Genomic DNA, 24,480 nt, shown 5'->3' with positions numbered 1-24,480 from the left:
GTCAGCTCCTTGACAGTCGGTGAGAATTTCAGTGCAGTGTCAGGCAGTCGTCGACGAAACGCCCGGCCGCGGGGCTCAGTCGTTCGGCGTGGAAATCGAAGAACGCCGCGGCCCGCGTGCCGGCCCAGTCGTCCGGCAGCAGCTCGGCCGGCAGCCCGGGATCCCGGAACAGGAATTTGCGCCATTCGTGCACGAGCTCGGACCGGACCGCGAAGGCCTGCTCGTCGGTCGTGTCCGAGGTGGGTTCGTGGCCGGCGCCGTCCACCAAGGCCTTGGCCTCGATCAGCCAGGCGTCGTACGACGCGCCGAGCTCGTCCAGCCGCCACACCCGGCGAGCGAACTCGACGGCACCGTCGTCCACCGGGGCGCGGAACCGGTCCGCGGCGATTCCTTCCACGCCGAGGATCTGGTCCACCTCGGCGTCGTTGCGCAGCCCGACCCAGGCGCCGTCGGACAGCGGAGCCCAACCCAGGAAGGCGAGTTGGCTCGCCAGCTGTTCGCGGCGGCGCGCGTTCGGGACCTCGCGGAGGATGCCCAGATGCCAGTGCCGGTCCCAGTCGCCGGAGCCCTCCGCACCGGCGCCGACCGGGGTGCCGTCGGGGGCGGTGCGGTAGATCCGGGCGGCCGCGTCGTCGAGCCTGCGACGCGCCCGGGAGGTCAGCGCATAACCGGGCTGGCCGTCGAGCCGGACCGGCTCCAGCCAGCCCTGCCGGACCATCCGGGACACCGCGGTCCGGACCGCCGGCGGATGGACGCCGAGCGGCGCGAGCAGCCGGACCAGGGCCGCGACCGGAGCGCGCGCACCACGCGCGCGCAGGTGGTCGCCGTACAGGTCGAAAAGGGCTGAACGGGCGTGCACAAGACTTGAGTCTGCCGTATGGTGCACGGCTCTGGCCTGCGATCGGGAATAATGGGGTCCGATACACACTGCGATACGCGCCGACGGCGCATCACCGCAACGGCGCCGGCGACGGTTCCCCGCGCGGTGTCGTCGCTCAACACCGAGACTGGGAAGGGGTGCGCGCATGGCGGCGATGAAGCCGCGGACGGGCGATGGTCCGCTCGAGGTCACCAAGGAGGGTCGGGGGATCGTGATGCGGGTTCCGCTCGAGGGCGGCGGCCGGCTCGTCGTCGAGCTGAACGCGGACGAGGCCACCGAGCTCGGCAACGCGCTCAAAGCAGTCGTCGGCTGACCGAGTCCTCCGGGGTGCCTCGCACCTCAGCCAATCACTTCGACCCCGGTGGGTGCCCTTTTCGGCACCGGCCGGGGTCGTTACGGTTGGCCCGGCCAAATACCACCTTTTGATCAAACCAGTGAGGTCGTCCTAGTGGCTCGCCGCAGCATCACTCCTCCGTTCCCGACTCTTCCGGCCGTGACCTGGCAGCCCGGTCTGCCGGTGCACGGCGCCCCGACCTGGGTGATCGTGGTCGGCGAGGGCGGCCTGCCGGCTGCCGGGAAGGAGGCCGGTGAGCGCCTCGGCGTCGACCTCGGCCGATTGCTCGAAGCCCAGCAGGCGACCGGCTTCACGCCATCCGCCGGCGCGACCGCGGCGTACCCACTGCTGTCCGGTGAGGTGACCGAGATCCTGCTGGTCGGTGCCGGTGACGGCAGTGCCAAGGACCTGCGACACGCCGGTGCGGCGATCGCCCGGTTCGGTCGCGGCAAGGACGAGCTCACCACGGTCGTTGCCGAGGGCATCGATGATGCGGCACTGCAGGCGTTCGCCGAGGGCGTCGTGCTGGGATCGTTCACGTACACGCTGAAGACGGTCGACGCGGGCAAGCCGGTGCTGACCCGGCTCGTCCTGACCGACGGTTCAGCGACCGCGCGGCAGCCCGTGCTCGACCGCGGGGTGGTGATCGGGCGTACCGGCTGGCTGGCGCGGCAGCTCGCGATCACCCCGTCGAACGAGAAGGACCCGGCCTGGCTGGCCGGCCGCGCGACCGAGCTGGCCGCGTCGACCGGGCTGCAGGTGACGGTCTGGGACGAGAAGAAGCTCGCCGCGGACGGGTTCGGCGGCATCCTCGCGGTCGGCCAGGGATCGACCCGGCCGCCGCGGTTCATCCGGCTGGACTACGTGCCGGACGGCGCCACGAAGGACACGCCGTACGTCGTCCTGGTCGGCAAGGGCATCACCTACGACACCGGCGGCCTGTCGCTGAAGCCGCGCGAGGGCATGGTGTCGATGAAGCGCGACATGACCGGCGGAGGCTCGGTGATCGCCGCCCTGTCCGCACTGCGTGAGCTCGGAGCGCAGGTCAAGGTGACGGGACTGATCTGCGCGGCCGAGAACATGCCGTCGGGATCGGCGTACCGGCCCGACGACGTGATCCGGCACTACGGCGGCCGCACCACCGAGGTGAAGAACACCGACGCCGAGGGCCGGCTGGTGATGGCCGACGGGCTCGCGTACGCCGTCAAGGAGCTGAAGCCCGATGTGGTCGTCGACATCGCCACGCTGACCGGCGCGATCAAGGTGTCGCTCGGATCGATGCTGTACGGCGGAATGTTCGCGACCGATGACGCCCTGGCCGACAACCTCGCCGACGCGGGCCGGGTCTCCGGTGAGGAACTGTGGCGGATGCCGCTGCCGGCCGAGTACGAGGAGCTGATCGCGACCCCGATCGCCGACTCGGTCAACAGCTCGAAAGGCCCGGGTTCGATCACCGCGGCCCTCTTCCTGAAGGCCTTCACCGGCGGCATCCCCTGGGCCCACCTGGACCTGTCGTCGATCGCGGAGTCCCCGGCCGACCGCTTCGAGTACTCAACCGGCGCCACCGGCGCCGGCGCCCGCCTCCTCACCACCTGGCTGACCTCCAACACCCCAACCTCCGGCATCGGCTGACCCTGGGCCAACCCGGCCCGTCCCCAACCCCGGCCCCGACCCTGGCCGCATATGGTGGGTGGGCGTCCCGGATTGTGGGTTCTACACCCCGAATCAGGGTGTAGAACCCTTCAGATGGTGGGTGGGCGTCCGATCGGTCGTCCACAGGGCTGTGATTGGGGGCGGCGCGGAAGGGTCGGCGCGGTTCATCCTGGATGGGTGAATCCAGAGTTGAAAACGGTCGCGGGCAGACAGGGTGGCGTCGTCAGCCGGGCTCAGGCGCTGCATGCCGGTTACACCGCCGAGCAGATCCGCGAACGTCTCGCCGACGGACGGTGGGAGCGAATCCGGCACGGCTGGTACGCCGAACGGCTCGATCCGAGCGGTCTGGCACCGTGGGATCAGCAGCTCCTGCGGCACCATCGCCTCGTGTACGCCGCGATGCACTCGATGGACCGTGGATCGGCGGTGGTGAGTCATCACTCCGCTCTCGTCCTGCACGGCGTACCGGTTTGGCGAGTTGATCTGACCGAGGTTCAGCTGACCAGGTCGAGCGGGTTTCGCAGCGGGTTGAAGGCGGGCGTTCGGCATCATCGGGGTCTGCTGGAGCCCGCCGATCTGACGACGGTCGAGGGACTGGCCATGACGTCGGTGGCCCGCGCCCTGGTGGAAACCGCCGGCGCGACGTCGTTCGAGTCGGCGGTGGTCAGCGCCGACGCGGCGCTGCGCGATCCGGCGGTGGCCGCTGACCTTCCGCGGCTGCTCGAGGTGACCGAGTTCTGGCCGGGTGGTCCGACGATCCGCGCCGTTCTCGCCTTCGCGGATCCATTGGCCGAATCAGTCGGAGAGTCCCGGCTCCGGGTGCTGATGCGCAACGAAGGATTGCCGTCGCCGGTCCTGCAGGTGGTCTTCGAAGACGCCGACGGGTTCATCGCGCGGGTTGATTTCTACTTCCCCGATCACAACACCGTGGTCGAGTTCGACGGTCTCTTGAAGTACGCCGACGGGTCCAGGGAGACGCTGATCCGGGAGAAGGTTCGGGAGGACCGGCTTCGCGCGCTGGGGCTGGAGGTCGTCCGGACCACCTGGATCGATCTCGACCATCCCGCCCGGACAGCTTTGCGCATCCGCCAGGCGTTCGCCCGCTCCCGCCGTACCGATTTGGCTGGTTGACGTCCGAGACTGTGGGTTGGCGTCCGGTATTTCGGGTGGCCAACCCACACTTTCGGACGTCAACCCATCAAATGCGGTCAGGTGGTGATGGTGTCCAGGTCGGCGTCGGCGTCGGCCGGGAGGACCAGGTCGGCGGCGGCGACGTTCTCGCGCAGGTGCCCGACTGAGGACGTGCCGGGGATGACGATGCTCGTCGACGAGCGCTGGAGGAGCCAGGCCAGGGCGACCTGTTGCGGTGTGGCGCTCAGGCGGGTGGCTACCTTCGCCAGGGTTTCGGATTGGAGTGGGGTGAAGCCGCCGAGGGGGAAGAACGAGGCGAAAGCGATGTTCTGGTCGGCGCAGTAGTCGACGACGTCATCATCGTGGCGGCGGACGAGGTTGTAGCGGTTCTGCACAGTGACGACCGGGGCGATGGTCTGCGCCTCGCGGATCTGGGTGATCGTCACGCCGCTCAGGCCGAGGTGCCGGATCAGGCCCTCCTGCTGCAGTTCGGCGAGCACGGTGAACGACTCGGCGATCGAGTCCTCGCTGCCGCCGTCGTGCGCCGCCGTACGGAGGTTGACGACATCGAGGACGCCCAGGCCGAGGTGCTCCAGGTTCTCGTGGACCTGCGCCTTCAACGAGGCCGGCTCCTCCGAGTGGATCCAGCTCCCGTCGTCACCGCGGCGGGCGCCGACCTTGGTGACCAGGTGCAGGTCCGCCGGGTACGGTAGAGGGCTTCCTTGATGAGCTCGTTGACCACGGTCGGGCCGTAGAAGTCGCTGGTGTCGATATGTGTGATGCCGAGTTCCACCGCTTCCCGCAGTACGGCGAGGCACTGGCCGACGTACTTCGGCTGGACGCGGACGCGACGGCGTACCTCATCGGCCTCGCCCAGGAGCGGCCGCGCGCTGTCCCGGCACCGCGCCAGCGGGCGAAGACCGAGCCGGTCTCGCCGAGCATCGTCGAACTGATCGACGGGTGGCCGAACAACCCGGCGTACGTGCAGAACAAGTACACCGACGTACTCGCGGTCAACGCACTGTGCGCCGCGTTGACGCCGAACTATGCGGTCGGGGTCAACCTGCTGACGTCGGTCCTCCTCGACCCGGCGGAGCGGGCGCTGCGGCGGGACTGGGACGACCTGACCGAGGACGGGGTCGGCATCCTGCGGTCCGAGCTCGGGTCGGAGTCGACGACCCGCGCCTGATGGAGCTGGTCGGCGAGCTGTCGGTCCGCAGCGAGCGATTCCGGCAGCTGTGGGCCCGGCATGACGTGCGGCCGCGGCGTGGCCGGGTCAGCTTGCTGACCCATCCAGAGGTGGGTGACATCGCGCTGCAGAGCGACAAGCTGACCATCGGCGGCACCGACAGCATGACGCTGGTCGTTTTCCACGCCACGCCGGGCAGCCGCGACGCCGAACTGCTCGCACTGCGGGGCAGCCTTACCGCGTCCAGTGATGAGGCGCCGCAGCGGGACGAGCGCAGCGCTAGGCCCAGTGACTGAAGGTGCGGACGATCTGCGGGTACGCCGCGAACGCCGTACCGAAGTGGTCGACGGCACCCATCGAGTGCACGGTGACCTGCGCTCCGCGAGCCCGGAGCCCGATGGCGCAGGCATTCGCGTTCGCGGCTACGACGTCCGTGTCCTTGGTGCCGCTGTAGAGGTGGATCGGGACGCGCGGGGTCCAGTCGTGGCAGATCTGGTCGGCTGCCTGGAGGGCCCGCAGGAAACGGCCGGTCGGGTGCTGCAGCCGTTGGGCGAACTCTGGCGTGAACAGCTTGTCCGGCGAGTCCGGTAGCGCGGCGGCGATCTCCTCGTCGGGGTGTGAACCGTCGAACAGCCCCTCCACGGTCTTCGCGTACGGCGCCTGGAACGCCTCGCGCGGATCGTCGTACAACCCGACTGTCCGGTTCCAGGCCGTGACGAAGTACGCGAGGTAGAACGCGGCGGTCGCGGGCGCGACGCCGCCGTCGAAGGTCGCGGGCAGTTCGCTGCCGAGCAGGTCGTACGGTCCGGCGACGGCCTGCAGCGCACCGAGCCGGAACGGCCCGGCCTCACCCCGGCTCAGCGCCCGCCCGAGCGCGATCGAGGCCCGGCCGCCCTGCGAGAAGCCGGTGACCAGGACGTCCCGCTTCAGCGCGACACCGTGCCGCGCCGCGAAGGTCCGGGCCGCGAGCAGCATGTCCGCCGAGGCGGTGGTCTCGGTCTTGGTGTCGATGTACGGGTGCGGACCCGGGCCGAGCCCCAGCCCGAGGTAGTCCGGCGCGACGCCGACCAGTCCCGCGCCGGCGAACAGCGCGGTGACGAGCCGGTCGGTCGAGGTGTCGTCGACCGAGGCCGCGTAGGCCTTGGTCGCATTCGTGCCGTGCAGGTACTCCACCGCGGTCAGTGCACCCCGGCGCCCGTCCGGCAGCACGACGATGCCGCTTGCGGTCGTCGCCCGGCCATTGTGGTCGACGGTCCGATAGATCAAGCGGTACGCCGTGACGCCGTACTTGGCCGGTGGTGTGTCCGGGAAATCGGCCGCGGCGGCGTCCAGTTGAGCCGCCGTCAGGGTGGCGATCGGGACGGCTGAGACGAGCGCGCCGCGGAGGGCGTGGACCCTGGTGACGGCAGCCTCGGACAGCGTCGGTTGGTTGACGGAGGCGTACGCCGACAGTGGGAAGGTGAGCAGAGCAGCGCCGGCGAGCGTCGCCGCGACGGTCTTGACCAGGCGAGATGTCATACCTCAACCCAACCGTCGCGTGACCTCCCCGGCCATGGTGCTCACACCCGGCTCCGGGGTGGGGTTTCCCCTACCCGAGCAGGCTGTTGTAGAGCCGCACGGTCCGGTCCGCGACGGCGTCCCAGCCGAACTCCGACACCGCGCGCTCACGGCCGGCCTTGCCCATCGCCTCGGCCTTCGCCGGGTTGTCGACCAGCTCGTTGATGCCCGCGGCCAGACCGCGCTCGAACGTGTCGATGTCGTTCTCGTCGTACGGGACGAGGATGCCGGTCACGCCGTCGTCGACCACCTCGGGGATCCCGCCGACGGCGCTGGCCACGACGGCCGTCTCGCACGCCATCGCCTCCAGGTTGACGATGCCGAGCGGCTCGTAGATCGACGGGCAGCAGAACGCCAGCGCGTGCGTCAGCACCTGCCGGACCTCCTCGCGCGGCAGCATCTCGGAGACCACGAACACTCCGTCCCGGGCCAGCTTGAGGTCGTCGATCAACGCGTCGGTCTCCGCCTTCAGCTCGACCGTGTCGGCCGCGCCGGCGAGCAGGACGAGCTGCACGGACGGGTCGAGGCGCAGGCCGGCCCGGAGCAGATGCGGCACGCCCTTCTGCCGGGTGATCCGGCCGACGAACGTCACGTACGGGCGGCCCGGGTCGACGCCGAGCCGCTCGAGCACGTGGGTCGCCGGGTCCGGCTGGTAGAAGTCGGCGTCGATCCCGTTCGAGATCACGTGCACCTTGGCCGGGTCAATCGCCGGGTAGCAGGCCAGGACGTCGTCGCGCATCCCGCGGCTCACCGCGACCACGGCATCGGCCGGCTCGTACGCCGTCTGCTCGGCCCAGCTGGACAGCCGGTAGCCACCGCCGAGCTGCTCGGCCTTCCACGGACGGCGCGGCTCCAGCGAGTGAGCGGTCACCACGTGCGGTACGTCGTACAGGAGCTTCGCCCAGTGACCGGCCATGTTCGCGTACCAGGTGTGGGAGTGAACGAGGTCCGCGTCGCCGACCCCGGCGGTCATGGTGAGGTCGGTGGACAGGATGCGCAGGGCCGCGTTCGCCTCCGGCATCCGCGGGTCGTCCTCGGAGTGCGCGGTCGCGCCGAGCCGTGGCTCGCCCATGCAGTGCACGTCCACGTCGATCAGGCGACGGAGCTCGCGGACCAGGAAGTCCACGTGCACCCCCGCCCCGCCGTACACATCCGGAGGGAACTCACGCGTCAGGATGGCGACCTTCATGAGCCCGACGATAGGACATCAGGTCATCCGTGTCGGTACCCAGAAGCGCAGCTTTCCGTGTCGTTCGTCTTCCAATTCGCCACCGGCCGACTCGATCACGCGGCGCGAGCCCTCGTTGTCCAGGTCGCAGGTGACCAGCGCGGGATCGATTTCGAGGGCGGCGGCGATCGGCAGTGACTGGGTCAGCATCTGGGTCGCGTGCCCCTGGCGCCGGGCCGACGGGCGGACGTAGTACCCGATGTGGCCGCCGAGCTCGGTCAGGGCCGGGGTCAGGTGGTGCCGGATCGACAACCGGCCGAGCCAGTCGACGCCGTCGACGAACCAGAGCACGGTCTGGTGCACGATGCCCGGCGGCAGCGCGGTCTCCGGGTCCGCCTCCGCCCGGATCGCCTCGATCATCCGGGCGAACTCGGCCGGATCGGCCGCCTGACCGCGGCTCCACTCCTCCTCCGCGCCGGCCACCGACCGGGCTCCCATCCACCGCTCCTCCTGCGGCCCCGCTTCGTCCCAGGCAGCCAGGAACGAACGGTGAACGGCAGCAGTCGGTACGACGAGGATCGGCATCTTCACAGTGTCGCGACACTCGCAAGCGCTTATGCCAGGGGGGATGGAGGATTAAGGTGCGGACATGGCAAAGGCGCCCAGAGTTCTCGGAATCGTGCTGGCCGGTGGTGAGGGCAAGCGGCTGATGCCGCTGACGGCGGACCGGGCCAAACCGGCCGTCCCGTTCGGGGGCAGTTACCGCCTGATCGACTTCGTGCTGTCGAACCTGGTGAACGCCGGCATCCGGAACCTGTTCGTCCTGACGCAGTACAAGTCGCACTCGCTGGATCGGCACGTCACCGTCACCTGGCGGATGTCGACGCTGCTGGGCAACTTCGTCAGCTGTGTGCCGGCCCAGCAGCGGCTCGGCCCGCAGTGGTACCAGGGCAGCGCGGACGCGATCTACCAGTCGATGAACCTGATCGACGACTTCCAGCCCGACATCATCGTGGTGTTCGGCGCCGACCACGTCTACCGGATGGATGCCTCTCAGATGGTCGCCGCGCACATCCAGCGCGGGAACGGCGTCACCGTGGCCGGGATCCGGGTGCCGCGGGCCGAGGCGTCGGAGTTCGGCGTGATCAAGACCGGCGCGGACGGGCACACCATCGACGAGTTCCTGGAGAAGCCGGCCGATCCGCCGGGCCTGCCGGATTCGCCGGACGAGACGTTCGCCTCGATGGGCAACTACGTGTTCAGCGCCGGCGTCCTGGTCGAGGCGCTGCGCAAGGACGCCGCGAACCCGGCGTCGCGGCACGACATGGGCGGCGACATCGTCCCGATGATGGTTGCCGAGGGCAAGGCCGGGGTCTACGACTTCCAGGAGAACGACGTCCCGGGCGCGCTGGACCGGGATCGCTCGTACTGGCGCGACGTCGGGTCACTCGATTCGTACCACGAGGCACACATGGACCTGGTCTCGATCCAGCCGGTGTTCAACCTGTACAACTCGGACTGGCCGATCTTCACCTCGCACCCGCAATTGCCGGGCGCGAAGTTCACCGACGACGCGACCGTCGGAGAGTCGATCGTCTGCCAGGGCTCGATCGTGTCCGGTGCGATCGTGGAGCACTCGGTGCTGGGGGCCAACGTGATCGTCAGCGCCGGTGCGAATATCGAGCGAGCCGTCATCATGGACAACTGCAAGATCGGCGCGAACGTCGTGCTGAAGAACGTCATCCTGGACAAGAACGTGGTCGTCCCCGACGGCGTCGAGATCGGCGTCGACCCGGATCTCGACCGGGAGCGGGGGTTCACGGTGTCCAAGGGCGGGGTGAGCGTGCTCGGCAAGGGGCAGGTGATCGAGCCGCCGGCGATGGCCGCCAAGCCGGAGCACGCCGCGCCGGCGACGTCGGACGAGGTTGCCGAGGCGTGACCGCGGAGGATGACGCGCTGGAGCTGGATGTTGCGGATCCCGGGCACCGCGACCTCTTCGACGTACCCCCGGCCCAGGGTGGCGACTACCCGGACGTGGCGTACTTCGCCGGCAACTCGCTCGGTCTGCGGCCGCGAGCGACCCGGGTCGAGCTGCTCGAGGATCTCGACGCCTGGGCGGCGCTCGGGGTCGAGGGGCATCTCGACGCGGCCCGCCCCTGGCTGCCGTACCACGAACTGCTGACCGGTCCCGCCTCCCGCCTGGTCGGCGCGTTGCCGAGCGAGACCGTGGTGATGAACTCGCTCACCGTCAACCTGCACCTGCTGATGGTCTCGTTCTACCGCCCGACCCGCTCGCGGCACCGGATCGTCATCGAGGATTCGGCCTTCCCCTCGGACAGCTACGCCGTCCGCTCGCAGGCTCGGTTCCATGGGTACGACGCCGACGACACGATCATCCGCCTGCGGCCCCGGCCGGGTGAGGACAGCCTGCGTACGGCGGATGTCGTCGAGCAACTGGGTGGCGATGTGGCCCTGGTGCTGCTCGGTGGGGTGAACTACCTGACCGGTGAACTGATGGACATCCCGATGATCACCAAGGCCGGTCATGCGGCCGGTGCGATCGTCGGGTGGGATCTCGCGCATGCCGCCGGGAATGTCCCGTTGGCGTTGCACGATTGGGGTGTGGACTTCGCTGCGTGGTGTTCGTACAAGTACCTGAACGCGGGCCCTGGTGCGCTCGCGGGCGCCTTTGTGCACGAGCGGCATCTGGGCGGTGACCTGCCGCGGTTCGAGGGGTGGTGGAGCACGGAGGCGTCGACCCGGTTCGAGATGACGCCGGAATCGCGACCGCCCGCCTCCGCGGACGCCTGGCAGGTGTCGAACCCGCCGATCTTCTCGATGAGCCCGGTGCGGACGTCGCTGGAGATCTTCGACAAGATCGGCATCGGGGCGCTGCGTGAGCGCAGTCTGCGGCTGACGGCGTACCTGGAGGAGCTCTTGGCGTCGGTGACGGATGGACGGCCGCTGCGGGTGATCACACCCGCCGACCCGGCCGGGCGCGGCGCGCAGCTGTCCTTGCGGGTCGACGGGATGCGGGCGGGTGAGCTCGCGCGGCGGCTGCGGTTCGAGTACGGCGTGATCGCGGACTCGCGGGAGCCCGACGTACTGCGGCTGGCACCGGTGCCGCTGTACTCGACGTATCACGACTGCTGGCGGGCCGCGTCCGCACTGGCCGGGGCGGTGCCGGCATGAGGGTCGCGATCGTCGGAGCGGGGCTGACGGGGAGTCTGCTGGCGTGTTTCCTCGCGCGGCGTGGGTTGCCGGTGACTTTGTACGAACGGCGGCCGGATCCGAGGGTCGGTCAGGCCGAACGCGGGCGCTCGATCAACCTGGCGATCTCCGAGCGTGGGCTGGACGCGCTGCGCCGGATCGGGCTGGTCGATCAGGTGATGGCGGACGCGTTGCCGATGAAGGGCCGGATGATCCATCCGGTGTCCGGGCCGCTGGATTTTCAGGCCTACTCGGCGTCGGGTGATCGGGCCATCAACTCGATCAGCCGGGGTGCGCTGAACAACGCTCTGCTGTCTGCAGCGGCGGACGCTTCCGGGGTGACGGTCGAGTTCGAGCACCGGTTGGTGGAGCTGGACTCGCAGGCGGGGCGGATGGTGTTCGCGACGCCTGCCGGGAAGGTGTCGGCTTCGGCGGATGTGGTGCTGGGTGCCGACGGGGCCGGTTCCGCAGTGCGCGAGCAGTTGCTTGCCGAGGGCATCGTTGCGGAGGACGTCGACTTCCTCGACTACGGCTACAAGGAGCTGTCGATCCCGGCGGTCTCCGGTGACTTCGCGCTGGATGCCGGGGCGCTGCACATCTGGCCGCGCGGGACGTCGATGATGATCGCGCTGCCGAATCCGGATCGGTCCTTCACCTGCACACTCTTCTGGCCGGCCGGATCCTTCGACGCGCTGGCCGATCCTTCGGGGATCGAAACGCATTTCCGGGAGAACTATCCGGATCTGTTGCCGTTGGCGCCGGACCTGGTGGACGACTACCTGCACAACCCGGTCGGCGTACTCGGCACAGTGCACACGCTGCCCTGGCAGGCTCACGGGCGTACGGCGCTGCTCGGCGACGCCGCCCACGCCATCGTCCCGTTCTACGGTCAGGGGGCCAACTGTGCCTTCGAGGACGTGGTCGAGCTGGACCGTTGCCTGGACGACACCGGCGGCTCATGGGCCCGGGCGCTCCCGCTGTTCGAGGCGCGCCGCCGTGAGAACACCGAGGCGATCGCCGACATGGCCCTCGACAACTTCGTCGAGATGCGCGACAAGGTGTCGTCTCCGGTCTTCCGGCTGACCAAACGCGTCGAGCACGCGCTGGAGCGCCTCCTCCCCGGCACCTACGTCTCCCGCTACGAACTCGTCTCCTTCTCGACCACGCCGTACGCCGAGGTCCAGCAGCGGGTACGTCGTCAGCACCAGGTGCTCGGGATGGGTGCGGTCGCCGCGGCAGGTGTGCTGATGGGGCTCCTGCGAAGGAGGGGCCGGCGATGAGCCTGTGGACATCCGAGTTGCTGACCGGGCAGCCCAGCTCGGTCGGGCTCCTGCGGCACTTCGTCGACGGCGCGTTCGTGGCGAGTCCGTCGACGTTCGCGAAGATCAGCCCGGTGACAGGTGAGCAGATCTTCGACGTGTGCGAGGCGGACTCCGAGACTGTCGACGCGGCGGTGAACGCTGCCCGGGCGGCGCTCCGTGGCCCGTGGGGACGCATGAGCGAGCAGGAACGGGCGGCGGTGCTGCGGCGGGTCGCGGACGAGTTGGAGCGGCGGTTCGAGGATCTGGTCGCGGCCGAGGTGGGGGACACCGGGAAGTCGATCAGCCAGGCGCGGACGCTCGACATCCCGCGGGGCGCGGCCAACTTCCGGGCGTTCGCCGACTTCGCGACCACGGCGGCGACCGAGTCCTACACCACCGTGCTGCCGGACGGGCGGCGGGCGTTGAACTACGCCGTACGGAAACCGGTCGGTGTGGTGGCGATCGTCGTACCGTGGAATCTGCCGTTGCTGCTGCTCACCTGGAAGGTCGCGCCGGCGCTTGCCTGTGGCAACGCGGTGGTGGTGAAGCCCTCCGAGGAGACGCCGGCGTCGGCGACCGTGCTGGCCGAGGTGATGGCGGCGGCCGGCGTACCGCCCGGTGTCTTCAACCTCGTGCACGGATTCGGCCCGTCGTCGGCGGGGGAGTACCTGACCCGGCATCCCGGCGTCGACGCGATCACGTTCACCGGCGAGTCCGCGACCGGTACGGCGATCGCCAAGGTCGCCGCGGATCGGGTCAAGGCGGTGTCGTTCGAGCTCGGCGGGAAGAACGCCGGGTTGATCTTCGCCGACGCTTCGCTGGATGCCGCGGTCGAGGGGTCGGTGCGGTCGGTCTTCACCAACGGTGGGCAGGTCTGCCTGTGCACCGAGCGGTTGTATGTCGAACGGCCGATCTTCGACGAGTTCTGCTCACGCATGGCTCAGCGAGCCTCCGAGTTGACCTACGGCTGGCCCGCCGACGAGGCGACGATGAACATGCCGTTGATCTCGAAGCAGCACCGCGACAAGGTCCTGTCGTACTACGACCTCGCGCGGGCCGAGGGCGCGGAAGTCCTCGCAGGTGGCGGCGTACCGTCGTTCGGCGACGCCCGTGATGGTGGTTGCTACGTGCAACCAACCGTGGTGGCGGGGCTGCCGCCGGACGCGCGGACGAACACGGAGGAGATCTTCGGCCCGATCTGCCACATCGCGCCGTTCGACACCGAGGACGAGGCGTACGCGCTGGCGAACGACAGCGACTACGGTCTCGCGGCAACGGTCTGGACCCGGGACGTCGGCCGCGCCCACCGCGCGGGTCCGGCGCTGGACGTCGGCATCGTCTGGGTCAACACGTGGTTCCTCCGCGACCTGCGTACGCCGTTCGGCGGGATGAAGCTGTCCGGGGTCGGCCGCGAAGGCGGCAGGCACTCGCTCGACTTCTACTCCGAGCCCACCAACGTCTGCGTGGAGCTGACATGAGCCGGGAAAAGAAAGACCCGGCCCACGAGGGACCGGGTGCATTATGCAGAGCAGTCTACAGCATCTCACCAGCCTGGTGGCCGCGTGTAGTTACCTGCAGGGTCAGGGAGTTGATGGTCGAGGAAGTCGGCCGGCGTGAGCTTCCGCCACCAGTGGCCGCCAGCGCCCTCGGTCGGCTCACCGGTCAAGTCACCGGCGAAGTAGCCGCCCCGGGGGTTCACATGGCCGACCGGCACGACCTGCCGTGCACGCCGGACCGGCAGCTTCAGATCCGAGTCGTTCGAGATCACTACTGCGGCGTCCACCGACCTGCTCAGCACATCGGTCAGGAGATGGGTCGTCAGGTTGACATCGGTGCCCTTCTCCTCTTGGTGCAGGGTCGAGACCATGAACACCGCGCCTGGAAGGGGCGAGCCGAGTGTCGACTGGACCATCACCGGCCACTGCGACGTCACCACCTGCGGTGCACTGCGCGGTCGAGGACCCTTCACCGCCAGCGGCCGATTGCGGATGCCGGTCACGTACTTCCCGTACTCCACCAGGTCGACGCTGGCTGTCGTCACCAGCGCCTTCAGGTAGGCGTCCTGTTCGATGAAACCGGACGGGTTCAGACGTTGGTCGATCCGCGCGGTGCAGTAAGTGATCCGTTGCAGCGCCGGCGCGGACCAGCACCGTTGTTCCGCGATCAATGTCGTTACCAGGGCACGGAGATCGAGCCAGCGCCAGCCGGGCGCTTTCCCGAGCTGATGCCGACCTCCGTAGTACAGGTTGTAACCATCGACGTAGACCCCGACACGCATAGCGGTGCAGCCTACGCATGGTCGGTCGTCTCTGCTGGTGGTTCGCTGTTGCCTGTGGATAAGTCATGAGCGGGACCGTCGTGCCGGGGAAGGCGACGCCGCGGGGGCGGTTCCCGCATGTCAAGGTGTCTGGCGGGTTCGCCTTCGTGTCGGGAACGTCGAGCCGGCGGCCGGACAACACCATCGCCGGGGCGTCGGTCGACTCGTTGGGGACGGTGTCGCTGGACATCCGGGAGCAGACGCGGGCGGTGCTGGAGAACATCCGGGACATCCTGGCGGCCGTCGGGGCGGGACTCGGGGATCTCGTGAGTGTGACGACGTACCTGGTGTCGATGAACGACTTCGGGGGGTACAACGAGGTGTACGGCGAATTCTTCGACGAGTCCGGGCCGGCCCGGACGACCGTCGCAGTTCATCAGCTGCCGCATCCCCAGCTGCTGATCGAGATATCCGCTGTTGCGGCCATCCCACAAGGACACAGCCCGCACAAGGAGGAGTAGGCATGGTCAATCTGGAGTCGACGAACTTTCCGCAGTGGATCGAGGAGAACAAGCACCTGCTGAAGCCGCCGGTCGGTAACAAGCAGATGTTCCCGACCGGGGACGACTTCATCACGATGGTGGTCGGCGGGCCGAACCAGCGCACCGACTTCCACGTCGACCCGTACGAGGAGTTCTTCTACCAGATCAAGGGCACCATGCACGTCGACGTGATGACCGACGACGGCCCCGCCCGGGTCGACATCAACGAGGGCGAGATGTGGGTGCTGCCGCGGAGCATGCCGCACTCGCCGCAGCGCGACGCGGACTCGATCGGCCTGGTGATGGAGCGCGTCCGCGAGCCGGGCACGCTGGAGAAGTTCCGCTGGTACTGCGCCAACTGCAACGGGATCGTGCACGAGGTCGAGCTCCAGGTGACGGACATCGTGGCCGACCTGCCGCCGGTCTTCAACGCGTTCTACGAGAGCGAGGACGCCCGGACCTGCCCGCAGTGCGGCACCGTGCACCCCGGTAGAGGCTGATGACTGTCGATGTCCACACACACCTGGTGCCGAAGGGCTGGCCGGATCTCTCGGTAGCGTGCGGCGGCGACGGCTGGCCGTGGTTGCGGATCGACTCCGAGCGGGCCGCGATGATCATGGTCGGCTCGACCGAGTTCCGGCCGATCGGCCCGCAGGCCTGGGATCGGGATGTCCGGCGGGCGGATATGGATGCCGACGGCATCGACCTGCAGGTGGTCTCGCCGACGCCGGTGTTCTTCGGCTACGACCGGCCGGCGGATCAGGCGGTCAAGCTGGCCAGGATCTTCAACGATCTCACGCTGGAGACGCTTGCCGGCGACGACCGTTTCATCCCGTTCTGTCAGGTGCCGCTGCAGGATCCGGACGCGGCCTGCGCGGAGCTCGATCGCTGCCGGGCCGCCGGTCATGTGGGGGTCGAGATCGGCAACCACGTCGGCGACAAGGATCTCGACGACGCGGGGATCGTTGCCTTCCTCAACCACTGCGCCGAGACCGGGACGCCGGTGCTGGTGCATCCGTGGGACATGCCCGGTGGTCCGCGCCTGGACCGCTGGATGGCCCGCTGGCTGACCGGGATGCCGGCCGAGACCCATCTGTCCCTGCTGGCGATGATCCTGGGTGGTGCGTTCGACGCGCTCCCGCCGTACCTGCGGATCTGCTTCGCCCATGGCGGCGGGAGTTTCGCGTTCTGGCTCGGGCGGCTGGAGAACGCCTGGCACCGGCGCGGCGACATCGTCCGTGGTTGCTCGCAGCACCCACCGTCGTACTACCTGGACCGGATCCTGGTCGACACGGTGGTGTTCGAATCAGCGCCTTTGCGGCTTCTTGTCGATACCTTGGGGGAAGACCGCGTTCTGGTCGGCAGTGATTATCCCTATCCACTGGGTGAGCGGCCGGTCGGGGAGGTGGTACGCACGGCCGGTTTCCTGACCGCGGATCAGCAGCACAAGCTGCTGTCCACGAACGCACTGCACTTCCTTGGAATTCACCGCAGTCTCGGGAGGTCTGAATGAGTGAAGACCGATCGGTTCTGTCCCGCGCGGCGCGCGGGCCCGACGAGGAGCTCCGCTACGGCGACGACGCGGACCAGGTGATCGACTACTGGCACGCGAAGGAGTACCGGCCGCTGGTCGTGTTCGTGCACGGTGGTTTCTGGCGGCCGAAGTACGACCGGATGCACGCGCGCCCGCTCGGCGAAGCGCTCTCCGACCTCGGCTGGCCGGTGCTGTCCCTGGAGTACCGCCGCAAGCCCGGCGATCCCGATGTCACCACGACAGACGTCCGTACGGCGCTCGAGGCCTTACCCGACCTTGTCGACGTCCACGCGGGCTACGTGCTGATGGGCCACTCCGCCGGCGGCCAGTTGGCCCTCTGGGCGGCTGCAACCCTCAACCCGGTCCGGCTCCGCGGCCTGATCGCCCTCGCCCCCGTCGCCGACCTCCTGATGGCCGACCGGATGGATCTCGACGGCGGCGCGGTCCAGGCCTTCATCGGCACCGGCGTCCGCAACGACCTCGACCCCGTCCACCTCCCGGCGTCGATCGCCCCGGTCAGCCTCATCCACGGCACCGGCGACACGATCGTCCCGATCAGCGTCACCGAGTCCTACTTCACCGCCCACCCCACCGCCCACTTCATCCGCGCCCAGGACTGCGGCCACTACGAACTGATAGACCCCCTGACCGAGCCCTTCCACGACGTAACCGCCGAACTGACCCGCCTCACCGGCTGAGGAAGTCAGTCCTGATCGGGGATACGCCGCCACACGGCGCCTCGTCCAGCGCCTTCGGGGCTGACTTTCTGCTCGTTCTTGAGCTCTTCCAGGACGAGCCGAATGGTCTGGTCGCTGACTCCCGGCAGCGCCGTACGGACATCCGCAAGGCGGAATACCGGGGCTGCATGCTTCAGCACGTGGGCACGCACCCGGTCCTGCTTCGTGCCGCCGCTCCGATCGGCAGCCGCACGGCGCGCGAAGGTCCGGTACGCGGAAGCCAGCACGGTGACGAAGTACGACAGCCATGGCCAGGGATTCGCCTGATCGTCGTGCCAGTCATCGGTCGAGCGAAGGAGCGCCGTGTAGTACTCGTCGGCGGAGTCCGCGATGAGCTGCTCCAGGGAGACCCACCGGCAGACCTCGTACCCGGCGTCGACCAGAAGTGCGTTGGTCAACGCGCGGGCGACTCGGCCGTTCCCGTCTGCGAACGGATGGATGACGAGCAGGTCGAGGATCATCAAGCCGACCAGCAGGACCGGGTGGTGCCTGGCATCAGCCTGAGCGTCCCGGTAGCGAGCGATGAGATCCGTGAGGTACTCAGCCGTCCTCGCCGCCGGAACGGGCACGAACCGCACGGTCGTGCTCCCGTCGGGCGACCGATCCACGACAAGGTTGTCGTCGGTCTTGAGCTGACCACCGGGGTACGCCGTCTCGGACCAGAGCAGCCGGTGCAGGTGCAGCAGCAGCCCGATATTCAGCGGGTGCCAGTCCTCCTGGAACAGGTAGTCGAGCCCCTTGCGGTAACCGACGAGCTCCTGCTCGCTTCTGCTCCGCAACACCCCGGCACTGCCGTCAATGACGCGCTCCGCCCGCTCGGCGTCGGGGACCACGACCCCCTCGATGGCCGAGGAGGCAGTGATGCTCTGGATCCGGGCACGGTTGGCGAGCTCGGTCAACAGCGCCGGCAACTGATGCCGGTACAGCGCCTCGCTGCCCCTACCGGTGTCGATCGATCGGAGCCGCATGACGACGTCAGCCGGGACCTGGCCGATCAGGCGGTCAAGGTCTGCGAACGAGCGCACCCGAATCCTCCAAAGAAACCAACAAACATACTAATCACTGTCCATCTTAGTATGATTGTCGGTTTCTTTAGTATGTTTCTACCGCCATGTCGTCACACTCAGTGCCGTCCGCTCACTCGTTGTCCTGGTTCAGCTGAGGCGTTTGGCGGCGGTGAGGAGGCCTTCGGAGGTGGGGAGGAGGGCTGAGACGAGGTCGTCGTCGTCGCGGACGGCGCGGATCAGGTCGCGGAGGGCGGTGGTGTCGGGGTCCCGGCGGGCCGGGTCCGCGACGCGGCCGCCGCTGAGGATGCCGGCGAAGGCGACGATGCCGCCGGGGCGGAGCAGGCGCAGGGCTTCGTGCAGGTACGCCGTGTTCTCGCGCCGGTCGGCGTCGCAGAAGACCAGGTCGTAGTGGCCGTCGGTGAGCCGGGTGACCACGTCCAGCCCGGCGCCGGCGATCAGGCGGAACCGGTTCGACGGGACGCCGGCGCTGAGGAACGTCTTGCGGGCCAGCCGCTGGTTCTCGGCGTCGATGTCGACCGTGGTGAGGGTGCCGTCGGTGCGCATCCCGCGCAGCAGCGCCAGCCCCGAGACGCCGGTGCCGGTGCCGATCTCGACGACCGCCTTGGCGCCCACGCCGGCGGCGAGCAGGCTCAGCGCGGCGGCCGCGCCGGGTCCGATCGCGACGATGCCGCTCTCGTCGGCGCGCGCCCGCGCACCGGTGACGACTTCGTCCTCACCGGTGTAGTCCTCGGCGTACGCCCAGGACGTCGGGTCGATGCCGGTGGCGATGATGCCCTCCCAAGATTCTGCCGCTGCGCTCCTCATGCTGATCCGAAGCCTAGCGGCAAGAGGTCCGCATTCCGTGTCTCCCGCGCGGAGACTGCGCACTCTTGCTCATTACACACGGCCTTGAATCAGATATGATCGTCGCACGAGACAAGACCGGGCCCAGTGAGGGAGGTGCGGAGTGCGGTCAGGCGCGGATGACGTCGATGCCGGCTTCCTTGAAGACGGTCAGCTGGGATTCGTCGGCCTGGGCGTCGGTGACGAGCGTGTCGATCTCGCTCAGCTCGCAGATCCGGGCGAACGCGCGCTGCCCGAGCTTGGAGGAGTCGGCCACCACGACCACCTTCGCGGCCCGGCTGACGATCAGCTGGTTGATGTTCGCCTCGCCCTCGTGATGGGCGGTGGCCCCGGTCTCGTCGATCCCGTCGACGCCGATGAAGGCGATGTCCAGGGACAGGTCGGACAGGATCCGGTGCGACAGCGGCCCGATCATCTCGTAGGACTGCGGCCGTGCGACGCCGCCGGTCAGCACCATCTTCACGTGCGGCCGGACGATCAGCTCGTTGGCGATGTTCAGCGCGTTGGTGACGAGGGTGAACGCGGGCTCGCCGTGCTCGGCCGACAGCTCCGGCCGGGTCGCCAGCGTGCGCGCCACCTCGGAGATGGTGGTGCCGCCGTTCATCCCGATCACCATGCCGCGCCGCACCAGCGTGGCGGCGGCCTGCGCGATCCGCTGCTTCTCGGACGCGAAACGCGCAGTCTTGTAGCGCAGCGGGAGGTCGTACGACACCGCGTTGGCGACCGCGCCGCCGCGGGTCCGGGTGAGGAGCTGCTGCTTGCCGAGGTGGTCGAGATCGCGCCGGATCGTCGCCGCGGACACGTGCAACTGCTCGGCGAGCTCGTCGACGTCGATGGCGCCCTTCTCGGCGAGCGACTCGAGCAAGGTGTTCAGGCGTTCATAACGCTTCACCCGGGGCTCCTCCTTCACACAATCGGTCAGCCGGGTGGCGGCTGGTTGGCACCATTCGATCACGTTCGAGCAGTTTCGACCATGACAAGTGCGGAGACGACATGACGCAGATGCCTTTTGTGAGCACTGAGATCGCCACTCAACCAGACCTCTGGCGACAGGTCGCGGACGGTTTCGCGCAGTACGGCGGTTCGTTGCCGAAGCCCGGTCAGCGGGTCGCGGCCGTCGGCTGCGGCACGTCGTGGTTCATGGCGATGGCGTACGCCGCCCGGCGCGAGGATCTCGGCCAGGGTGAGACCGACGCGTTCGCGGGATCGGAGTTCCCGGCCGGCCGCGCGTACGACGTGGTGGTCGTGATCAGCCGGTCGGGTACGACGACCGAGGTGCTGGACCTGATCCGGGCCACGGACCTGCCGACGGTCGCGATCACCGCGACCCCCGGCTCGCCGATCGTCGAGCTGGCCGACCAGACCATCATGCTCGACTTCGCCGACGAGCAGTCCGTCGTACAGACCCGCTTCGCGACCACGACGCTGGCGTTGCTGCGCGCGTCGCTGGGCGAGGACCTCACGCAGACCAGCGCGGACGCTCAGACCGCGCTGACCATCGACGTGGACGATCTCGCGAAGCTCGAGCAGGTCACGTACGTCGGGACCCGGTGGACCGTCGGTCTGGCCCACGAGGCCGCCCTGAAGCAGCGTGAGGCGGCGTCGGCGTGGACCGAGGCCTACCCGGCTATGGACTACCGGCACGGCCCCATCGCGATCGCCCAGGCCGGGCGTGGGGTCTGGGTCTTCGGCGAGGCGCCGGCCGGTCTGCTCGACGACGTCGCCGCCACCGGCGCGACCGTCGTGCACCACCCGGACCTCGACCCGATGGCGTCGCTGGTGGTGGCCCAACGAGTCGCCGTCGCCAAGTCCCTCGCCCTCGGCCTGAACCCGGACCAGCCCCGCAGCCTCACCCGCTCCGTCATCCTCGACTGAGGGCCGGCGCGGCGGCCGTCCTCGAGATCGCGGCGACGCGGCCGAGGACGGCCGCCGCGACGAGGCCGGAGGCTACAACCAGCAGGGCTGTGTGGGTGCCGATGGCTGGGACGAGGAGGCCGCCGGCAGCTTGGCCCAGGGCGGCTGCGCCGACGCGGAGGCTGGCGGCTGTGGTGCTGACGCGGCCCTGGAGTGACTCGGGGCTGTAGCGCTGCCGGGCCGCGAACATGGCGGGCAGCGTCGGCCCCTCCAACAGCCCGGAGAGCGCAGCCAACAGCAGGAGTACGGCGAAACTCGCGGCAAGCGGCCAGGTGGTCAGAGTGAGGCCATAGGCCGCAACGGACACCATGACGACGTGCTCCGGACGCCAGCGAGTCTGGAGCCGTCCGAGCAGCAGAGCGGTCGTGATGCTGCCGATCTCCAGTGCGGTCCACAGGTAGCCCGCGGCGGACCGTGGCATCCCGAGTGTGGCCATGTGCAGCGGCAGAGTGATCAGCAGGATGCCGGTCACGCCCATGAGCAGTGTTGTGGTCACAGTGGACGCCCGGAGCCGCGGTGTGCGCGCGAGGTGGGTGAGACCGCCGATCACTGACGCCATGAAGGGCTCGCCGCTGGTCCCGGCGGGTGGGAGCGCAGGCAGCCGGGTGATGGCGCAGATGCTGAGTACTGCTGCCACAGCGATCACCAGGACCGCGGCCTCCACCGACACGGTCGCTGCGATCGTGGCAGCGGTCGCCGGACCGGTGATAGTGGCGGCGCCGAAGCTCGCCGCTTCCAGCGAGTTGGCCCGAGCTAGCCGAGCTCGAGGGACCAGACTCGGCAGCATGCTGGTGAAGCCGCCGCTCACCATCGGCAGCGTCGCGCCGGCAACGGCTGCGAGCGCTGGAGTGATCCAGTGCGCGCTATGGCCGACCACGCCCAGCAGACTGAGCATGACCACGCCCAGCACCGCCTGGTTGAGTGCGAGCGCACTCCGGCGGTACGGCGTCCTGTCGAGCCACGCACCGAGGAGCGGGCCGGTCACCACCGCGGGCAGCGCGTAAGCGGCTCCGGTGATCCCAGCCAGCGCGGGACTGTCCGTGCGGTCCAGGACGAGCAGCACCAGCGTAAACGCGACCATCTCGTCGGCAAACCTCGCCAGGGTCGCTGCCAGGTAGTAGCTGGGCACGCCATCCTCCTGTAACGCCATAGTGGCAGTTACGCGTTACGCTATCAAAGGCGTTACCGATGGGAGAGGTCAGTGGAGATTCAGACACCGGACCGGTTGGTGCGGCTCGCGGTCGACTTGGTCAACACCCGCACCCGTGACCCGGAGAAACTGACGACACCGGATGCGGTCCGCGACTTCCTGCTCGCGCATGGCGAGTCCGACCCGATCGAGCTGGACGAAGGCGACCTGGCCGCAGTCCGCGCGGTCCGTGAGCAGATCCGGCCGGTCTTCCACGCCGATCCGGCGGATGCGGCCAGAACGCTCAACGAGTTGCTCACGGAGTACGCCGTACGGCCGTATTTGTCCGAGCACGACGGGGCGCCGTGGCATCTGCATGTGGCGAAGCCGGACGCGACCTGGGCCGAGTGGCTGGCGGCGACTGCGGCGCTCGGGCTGGCGAGTTTCGCGGCCGGCCATGGGTTCGCCGCGATCGGCTCGTGTGCGGCCGTGGACTGCGAGCGGGTCTTCGTCAATCCGGCCGAGCGGCGGCCGCGCAAGTACTGCACCCCGACCTGCGCGAGCCGCACCAGAGTCGCAACGTATCGAGCTCGTCGCGCTTGAGGGCTAGTATTTGCGAAAGCGCTTGCGCTACTCTGCGGGACGGTCGGCTCGCTGACCGCCATCCCCGCTGAGGAGTTCCGATGATCAGAACCGCAATCCGTTCCACCGCAGCGCTTTCGACCTCCGCTCTCCTGCTGGCGGGGCTGGTGGCCTGCTCCAGCAGCCCGTCCTCGGCCGGTGAATCCGGCGCCGGTGGACAGGTCACGATCACGGTCGGTGACCGCCCGACGAGCTCCGATCCGGCCAACCGGGCCCAGTACGACCAGAAGGTGGCCGACTTCCAGAAGGCGAACCCGGACATCAAGCTCAATCCGGTCGAGACGCTCTGGGATCCGACCACGTTCCAGGCCCAGGCGGCCGGCGGGCAGTTGCCCGACGTACTAAACGTGCCGTTCACCGAGCCGCAGGGGATGATCGCCCGCAAGCAGGTCGCGGACCTGACCAAGGCGCTCAAGGACGACGGCCTGCTGGACGAGCTGAACCCGTCCGTGCTGAAGATCGCCCAGGACCAGTCCGGCAACGTGTTCGCCGTCCCGACCGCGGCGTACTCGGTCGGCCTGATCTACAACCGTGACCTGTTCACCAAGGCCGGGCTCGATCCGGACAAGCCGCCGGCGACCTGGGACGAGGTTCGCGCGGACGCGAAGAAGATCACCGCCGCGACCGGCCAGGCCGGCTACGCGCAGATGACCACGAACAACACCGGCGGCTGGATGTTCACCACCCAGACCTACGCGTTCGGCGGCACGATCGAGACCACCGACGGCAGCAAGGCGACCTTCGACGACGCGCCGTCCCGGGCCGCGCTGCAGGCGCTGCACGACATGAAGTGGGTCGACAAGTCGATGGGCCAGGCCGTGCTCTACGACATCGACGGCATCTCCAAGGCGTTCGCGGCCGGCAAGATCGGCATGTACATGTCCGCGCCGGACGCCTACCGCACCCTGGTCACCACCAACGGGCTCAAGGCCTCGGCCTTCGGGATCGGCCCGATGCCGCAGCAGGGCGGCGACCATGGCACCCTCAGCGGCGGCAGCGTCCAGATCGTCAGCCCGACCGCGACGGACGCCGAGAAGGCGGCCGCGATCAAGTGGATCAAGTTCGCTTACCTGAACAAGTACGTGAACCAGGACCTGGCGGTCACCAGCGCCAAGAACGGCGTGGCGGCCAAGCAGCCGGTCGGCGTCCCGGGTCTCCCGGTGGTGGCGGCCGACCAGTACGCGACGTACCAGTCCTGGATCAAGCCGTACGTGAACGTGCCGCTGGCGAACTTCGCGCCGTACACGAAGGTCGCGGCCGACCAGAAGATCGTGCCCGAGCCGTCGGTGAAGGCCCAAGAGGTGTACGCCGCGCTCGACCCGGTGGTGCAGACCGTGCTGGGCAACGAGAAGGCCGACATCCCGGCGCTGCTGACCAAGGCCGCCGGCACGGTGAACGCCAAACTCGGGCGCTGAGTTGCCTACCGCAACC

At 68.8% G+C, this 24,480-nt stretch carries 25 protein-coding genes and 1 pseudogene; 16 read left to right on the top strand and 10 right to left on the bottom strand.

Annotation, left to right across the window (positions count from 1 at the left end; translation table 11 throughout):
* Positions 1 to 28: 28 nt before the first annotated feature.
* Positions 29 to 859, bottom strand: coding sequence for a PaaX family transcriptional regulator C-terminal domain-containing protein (locus OG558_RS02085; RefSeq protein WP_329481208.1), 831 nt, complete (start codon positions 857 to 859; stop codon positions 29 to 31).
* A gap of 166 nt (positions 860 to 1,025) precedes the next feature.
* On the opposite strand from OG558_RS02085, the gene OG558_RS02080 reads away from it, so the two are divergent.
* The 3 genes from OG558_RS02080 (at position 1,026) to OG558_RS02070 (ending at position 3,998) form a co-directional block, all read left to right on the top strand.
* On the top strand, positions 1,026 to 1,193 hold the full coding sequence (locus tag OG558_RS02080) for a DUF3117 domain-containing protein (protein WP_012923066.1): 168 nt from the start codon (positions 1,026 to 1,028) through the stop codon (positions 1,191 to 1,193).
* A 180-nt stretch (positions 1,194 to 1,373) separates the two neighbouring features.
* Positions 1,374 to 2,846 carry a leucyl aminopeptidase family protein gene (locus tag OG558_RS02075; RefSeq protein ID WP_405068682.1) on the top strand — a complete coding sequence of 491 codons (1,473 nt, stop codon included), beginning with the start codon at positions 1,374 to 1,376 and terminating at the stop codon, positions 2,844 to 2,846.
* Between the two features lie 198 nt (positions 2,847 to 3,044).
* On the top strand, positions 3,045 to 3,998 hold the full coding sequence (locus tag OG558_RS02070; protein ID WP_405068681.1) for a type IV toxin-antitoxin system AbiEi family antitoxin domain-containing protein: 954 nt from the start codon (positions 3,045 to 3,047) through the stop codon (positions 3,996 to 3,998).
* 77 nt (positions 3,999 to 4,075) lie between these two features.
* Here the strand turns inward: OG558_RS02070 and OG558_RS02065 are convergent, their stop codons facing one another.
* On the bottom strand, positions 4,076 to 4,816 hold the full coding sequence (locus OG558_RS02065) for an oxidoreductase (protein WP_405068680.1): 741 nt from the start codon (positions 4,814 to 4,816) through the stop codon (positions 4,076 to 4,078).
* On the opposite strand from OG558_RS02065, the gene OG558_RS02060 reads away from it, so the two are divergent.
* Positions 4,771 to 5,187, top strand: a complete 417-nt coding sequence (locus tag OG558_RS02060; RefSeq protein ID WP_405068678.1) for a hypothetical protein — start codon at positions 4,771 to 4,773, stop codon at positions 5,185 to 5,187. The two genes, OG558_RS02065 and OG558_RS02060, sit on opposite strands and share 46 nt — an antisense overlap.
* Positions 5,187 to 5,483, top strand: a complete 297-nt coding sequence (locus OG558_RS02055; RefSeq protein ID WP_405068677.1) for a hypothetical protein — start codon at positions 5,187 to 5,189, stop codon at positions 5,481 to 5,483. Before OG558_RS02060 ends, OG558_RS02055 begins: the two co-directional genes overlap by 1 nt.
* On the opposite strand, the gene OG558_RS02050 is transcribed toward OG558_RS02055, so the two are convergent.
* The 3 genes from OG558_RS02050 to OG558_RS02040 form a co-directional block, all read right to left on the bottom strand.
* On the bottom strand, positions 5,467 to 6,705 hold the full coding sequence (locus tag OG558_RS02050) for a hypothetical protein (protein ID WP_405068676.1): 1,239 nt from the start codon (positions 6,703 to 6,705) through the stop codon (positions 5,467 to 5,469). The two genes, OG558_RS02055 and OG558_RS02050, sit on opposite strands and share 17 nt — an antisense overlap.
* Before the next feature lie 70 nt (positions 6,706 to 6,775).
* Entirely contained in the window at positions 6,776 to 7,933 is a 1,158-nt protein-coding gene (glgA, locus tag OG558_RS02045; RefSeq protein WP_405068675.1) for a glycogen synthase, read from the bottom strand.
* Between the two features lie 18 nt (positions 7,934 to 7,951).
* Positions 7,952 to 8,497, bottom strand: coding sequence for a GNAT family N-acetyltransferase (locus OG558_RS02040; RefSeq protein ID WP_405068674.1), 546 nt, complete (start codon positions 8,495 to 8,497; stop codon positions 7,952 to 7,954).
* 64 nt (positions 8,498 to 8,561) lie between these two features.
* Between OG558_RS02040 and glgC the strand changes: the two are divergent.
* The 4 genes and pseudogenes from glgC to OG558_RS02020 form a co-directional block, all read left to right on the top strand.
* Positions 8,562 to 9,770, top strand: a pseudogene (gene glgC, locus OG558_RS02035) (glucose-1-phosphate adenylyltransferase); the annotation flags it as partial.
* A gap of 77 nt (positions 9,771 to 9,847) precedes the next feature.
* Entirely contained in the window at positions 9,848 to 11,104 is a 1,257-nt protein-coding gene (gene kynU / locus OG558_RS02030) for a kynureninase (protein ID WP_405068673.1), read from the top strand.
* Positions 11,101 to 12,402 (top strand): FAD-dependent oxidoreductase, encoded by a 1,302-nt coding sequence (locus tag OG558_RS02025; protein WP_405068672.1) that lies wholly within the window; start codon positions 11,101 to 11,103, stop codon positions 12,400 to 12,402. Before kynU ends, OG558_RS02025 begins: the two co-directional genes overlap by 4 nt.
* The gene (locus tag OG558_RS02020) at positions 12,399 to 13,901 is read left to right on the top strand and encodes a 2-hydroxymuconic semialdehyde dehydrogenase (RefSeq protein WP_405068671.1); all 1,503 of its coding nucleotides are present in this window, start codon (positions 12,399 to 12,401) and stop codon (positions 13,899 to 13,901) included. Before OG558_RS02025 ends, OG558_RS02020 begins: the two co-directional genes overlap by 4 nt.
* Before the next feature lie 65 nt (positions 13,902 to 13,966).
* Here OG558_RS02020 and OG558_RS02015 read toward each other — a convergent pair whose 3' ends face one another.
* Positions 13,967 to 14,701, bottom strand: coding sequence for an NYN domain-containing protein (locus OG558_RS02015; RefSeq protein WP_405068670.1), 735 nt, complete (start codon positions 14,699 to 14,701; stop codon positions 13,967 to 13,969).
* Between the two features lie 65 nt (positions 14,702 to 14,766).
* Here OG558_RS02015 and OG558_RS02010 point away from each other — a divergent pair, with 65 nt between their 5' ends.
* Genes OG558_RS02010 through OG558_RS01995 form a run of 4 tightly spaced genes read left to right on the top strand, consistent with a single transcriptional unit; the run spans position 14,767 to position 17,454 of the window.
* Positions 14,767 to 15,201 carry a RidA family protein gene (locus OG558_RS02010; protein WP_405068669.1) on the top strand — a complete coding sequence of 145 codons (435 nt, stop codon included), beginning with the start codon at positions 14,767 to 14,769 and terminating at the stop codon, positions 15,199 to 15,201.
* Between the two features lie 2 nt (positions 15,202 to 15,203).
* On the top strand, positions 15,204 to 15,722 hold the full coding sequence (locus tag OG558_RS02005) for a 3-hydroxyanthranilate 3,4-dioxygenase (protein WP_405068668.1): 519 nt from the start codon (positions 15,204 to 15,206) through the stop codon (positions 15,720 to 15,722).
* Positions 15,722 to 16,735, top strand: coding sequence for an amidohydrolase family protein (locus OG558_RS02000; RefSeq protein WP_405068667.1), 1,014 nt, complete (start codon positions 15,722 to 15,724; stop codon positions 16,733 to 16,735). Before OG558_RS02005 ends, OG558_RS02000 begins: the two co-directional genes overlap by 1 nt.
* Positions 16,732 to 17,454: an alpha/beta hydrolase family protein gene (locus OG558_RS01995; RefSeq protein WP_405068666.1), complete on the top strand. Its 723-nt coding sequence runs from the start codon at positions 16,732 to 16,734 to the stop codon at positions 17,452 to 17,454. Before OG558_RS02000 ends, OG558_RS01995 begins: the two co-directional genes overlap by 4 nt.
* Positions 17,455 to 17,459: 5 nt before the next feature.
* Here OG558_RS01995 and OG558_RS01990 read toward each other — a convergent pair whose 3' ends face one another.
* From OG558_RS01990 to OG558_RS01980, 3 genes are all read right to left on the bottom strand, one after another.
* Entirely contained in the window at positions 17,460 to 18,518 is a 1,059-nt protein-coding gene (locus OG558_RS01990; RefSeq protein WP_405068665.1) for a Fic family protein, read from the bottom strand.
* A 129-nt stretch (positions 18,519 to 18,647) separates the two neighbouring features.
* A complete protein-coding gene (locus OG558_RS01985) occupies positions 18,648 to 19,325 on the bottom strand; it encodes an O-methyltransferase (RefSeq protein ID WP_405068664.1) in 678 nt (225 codons plus the stop codon).
* 148 nt (positions 19,326 to 19,473) lie between these two features.
* Complete coding sequence (locus OG558_RS01980; protein WP_134108530.1) at positions 19,474 to 20,256, bottom strand: DeoR/GlpR family DNA-binding transcription regulator; 783 nt, start codon at positions 20,254 to 20,256, stop codon at positions 19,474 to 19,476.
* Between the two features lie 110 nt (positions 20,257 to 20,366).
* On the opposite strand from OG558_RS01980, the gene OG558_RS01975 reads away from it, so the two are divergent.
* The gene (locus OG558_RS01975; RefSeq protein WP_405072100.1) at positions 20,367 to 21,239 is read left to right on the top strand and encodes an SIS domain-containing protein; all 873 of its coding nucleotides are present in this window, start codon (positions 20,367 to 20,369) and stop codon (positions 21,237 to 21,239) included.
* Here the strand turns inward: OG558_RS01975 and OG558_RS01970 are convergent.
* The gene (locus OG558_RS01970; protein ID WP_405068663.1) at positions 21,226 to 22,407 is read right to left on the bottom strand and encodes an MFS transporter; all 1,182 of its coding nucleotides are present in this window, start codon (positions 22,405 to 22,407) and stop codon (positions 21,226 to 21,228) included. The genes OG558_RS01975 and OG558_RS01970 overlap by 14 nt on opposite strands.
* Positions 22,408 to 22,479: 72 nt before the next feature.
* Between OG558_RS01970 and OG558_RS01965 the strand changes: the two genes are divergently transcribed.
* Positions 22,480 to 23,010: an ABATE domain-containing protein gene (locus tag OG558_RS01965; RefSeq protein ID WP_405068662.1), complete on the top strand. Its 531-nt coding sequence runs from the start codon at positions 22,480 to 22,482 to the stop codon at positions 23,008 to 23,010.
* 80 nt (positions 23,011 to 23,090) lie between these two features.
* Positions 23,091 to 24,464 carry an extracellular solute-binding protein gene (locus tag OG558_RS01960; protein ID WP_405068661.1) on the top strand — a complete coding sequence of 458 codons (1,374 nt, stop codon included), beginning with the start codon at positions 23,091 to 23,093 and terminating at the stop codon, positions 24,462 to 24,464.
* Positions 24,465 to 24,480 lie beyond the last annotated feature (16 nt).

Origin of the sequence: Kribbella sp. NBC_01510 (assembly GCF_045040325.1) — a bacterium.
Lineage (GTDB): Bacteria > Actinomycetota > Actinomycetes > Propionibacteriales > Kribbellaceae > Kribbella.
The sequence above is the reverse complement of the archived record's forward strand: the minus strand, read 5'-3'. Positions and strand labels throughout refer to the sequence as shown.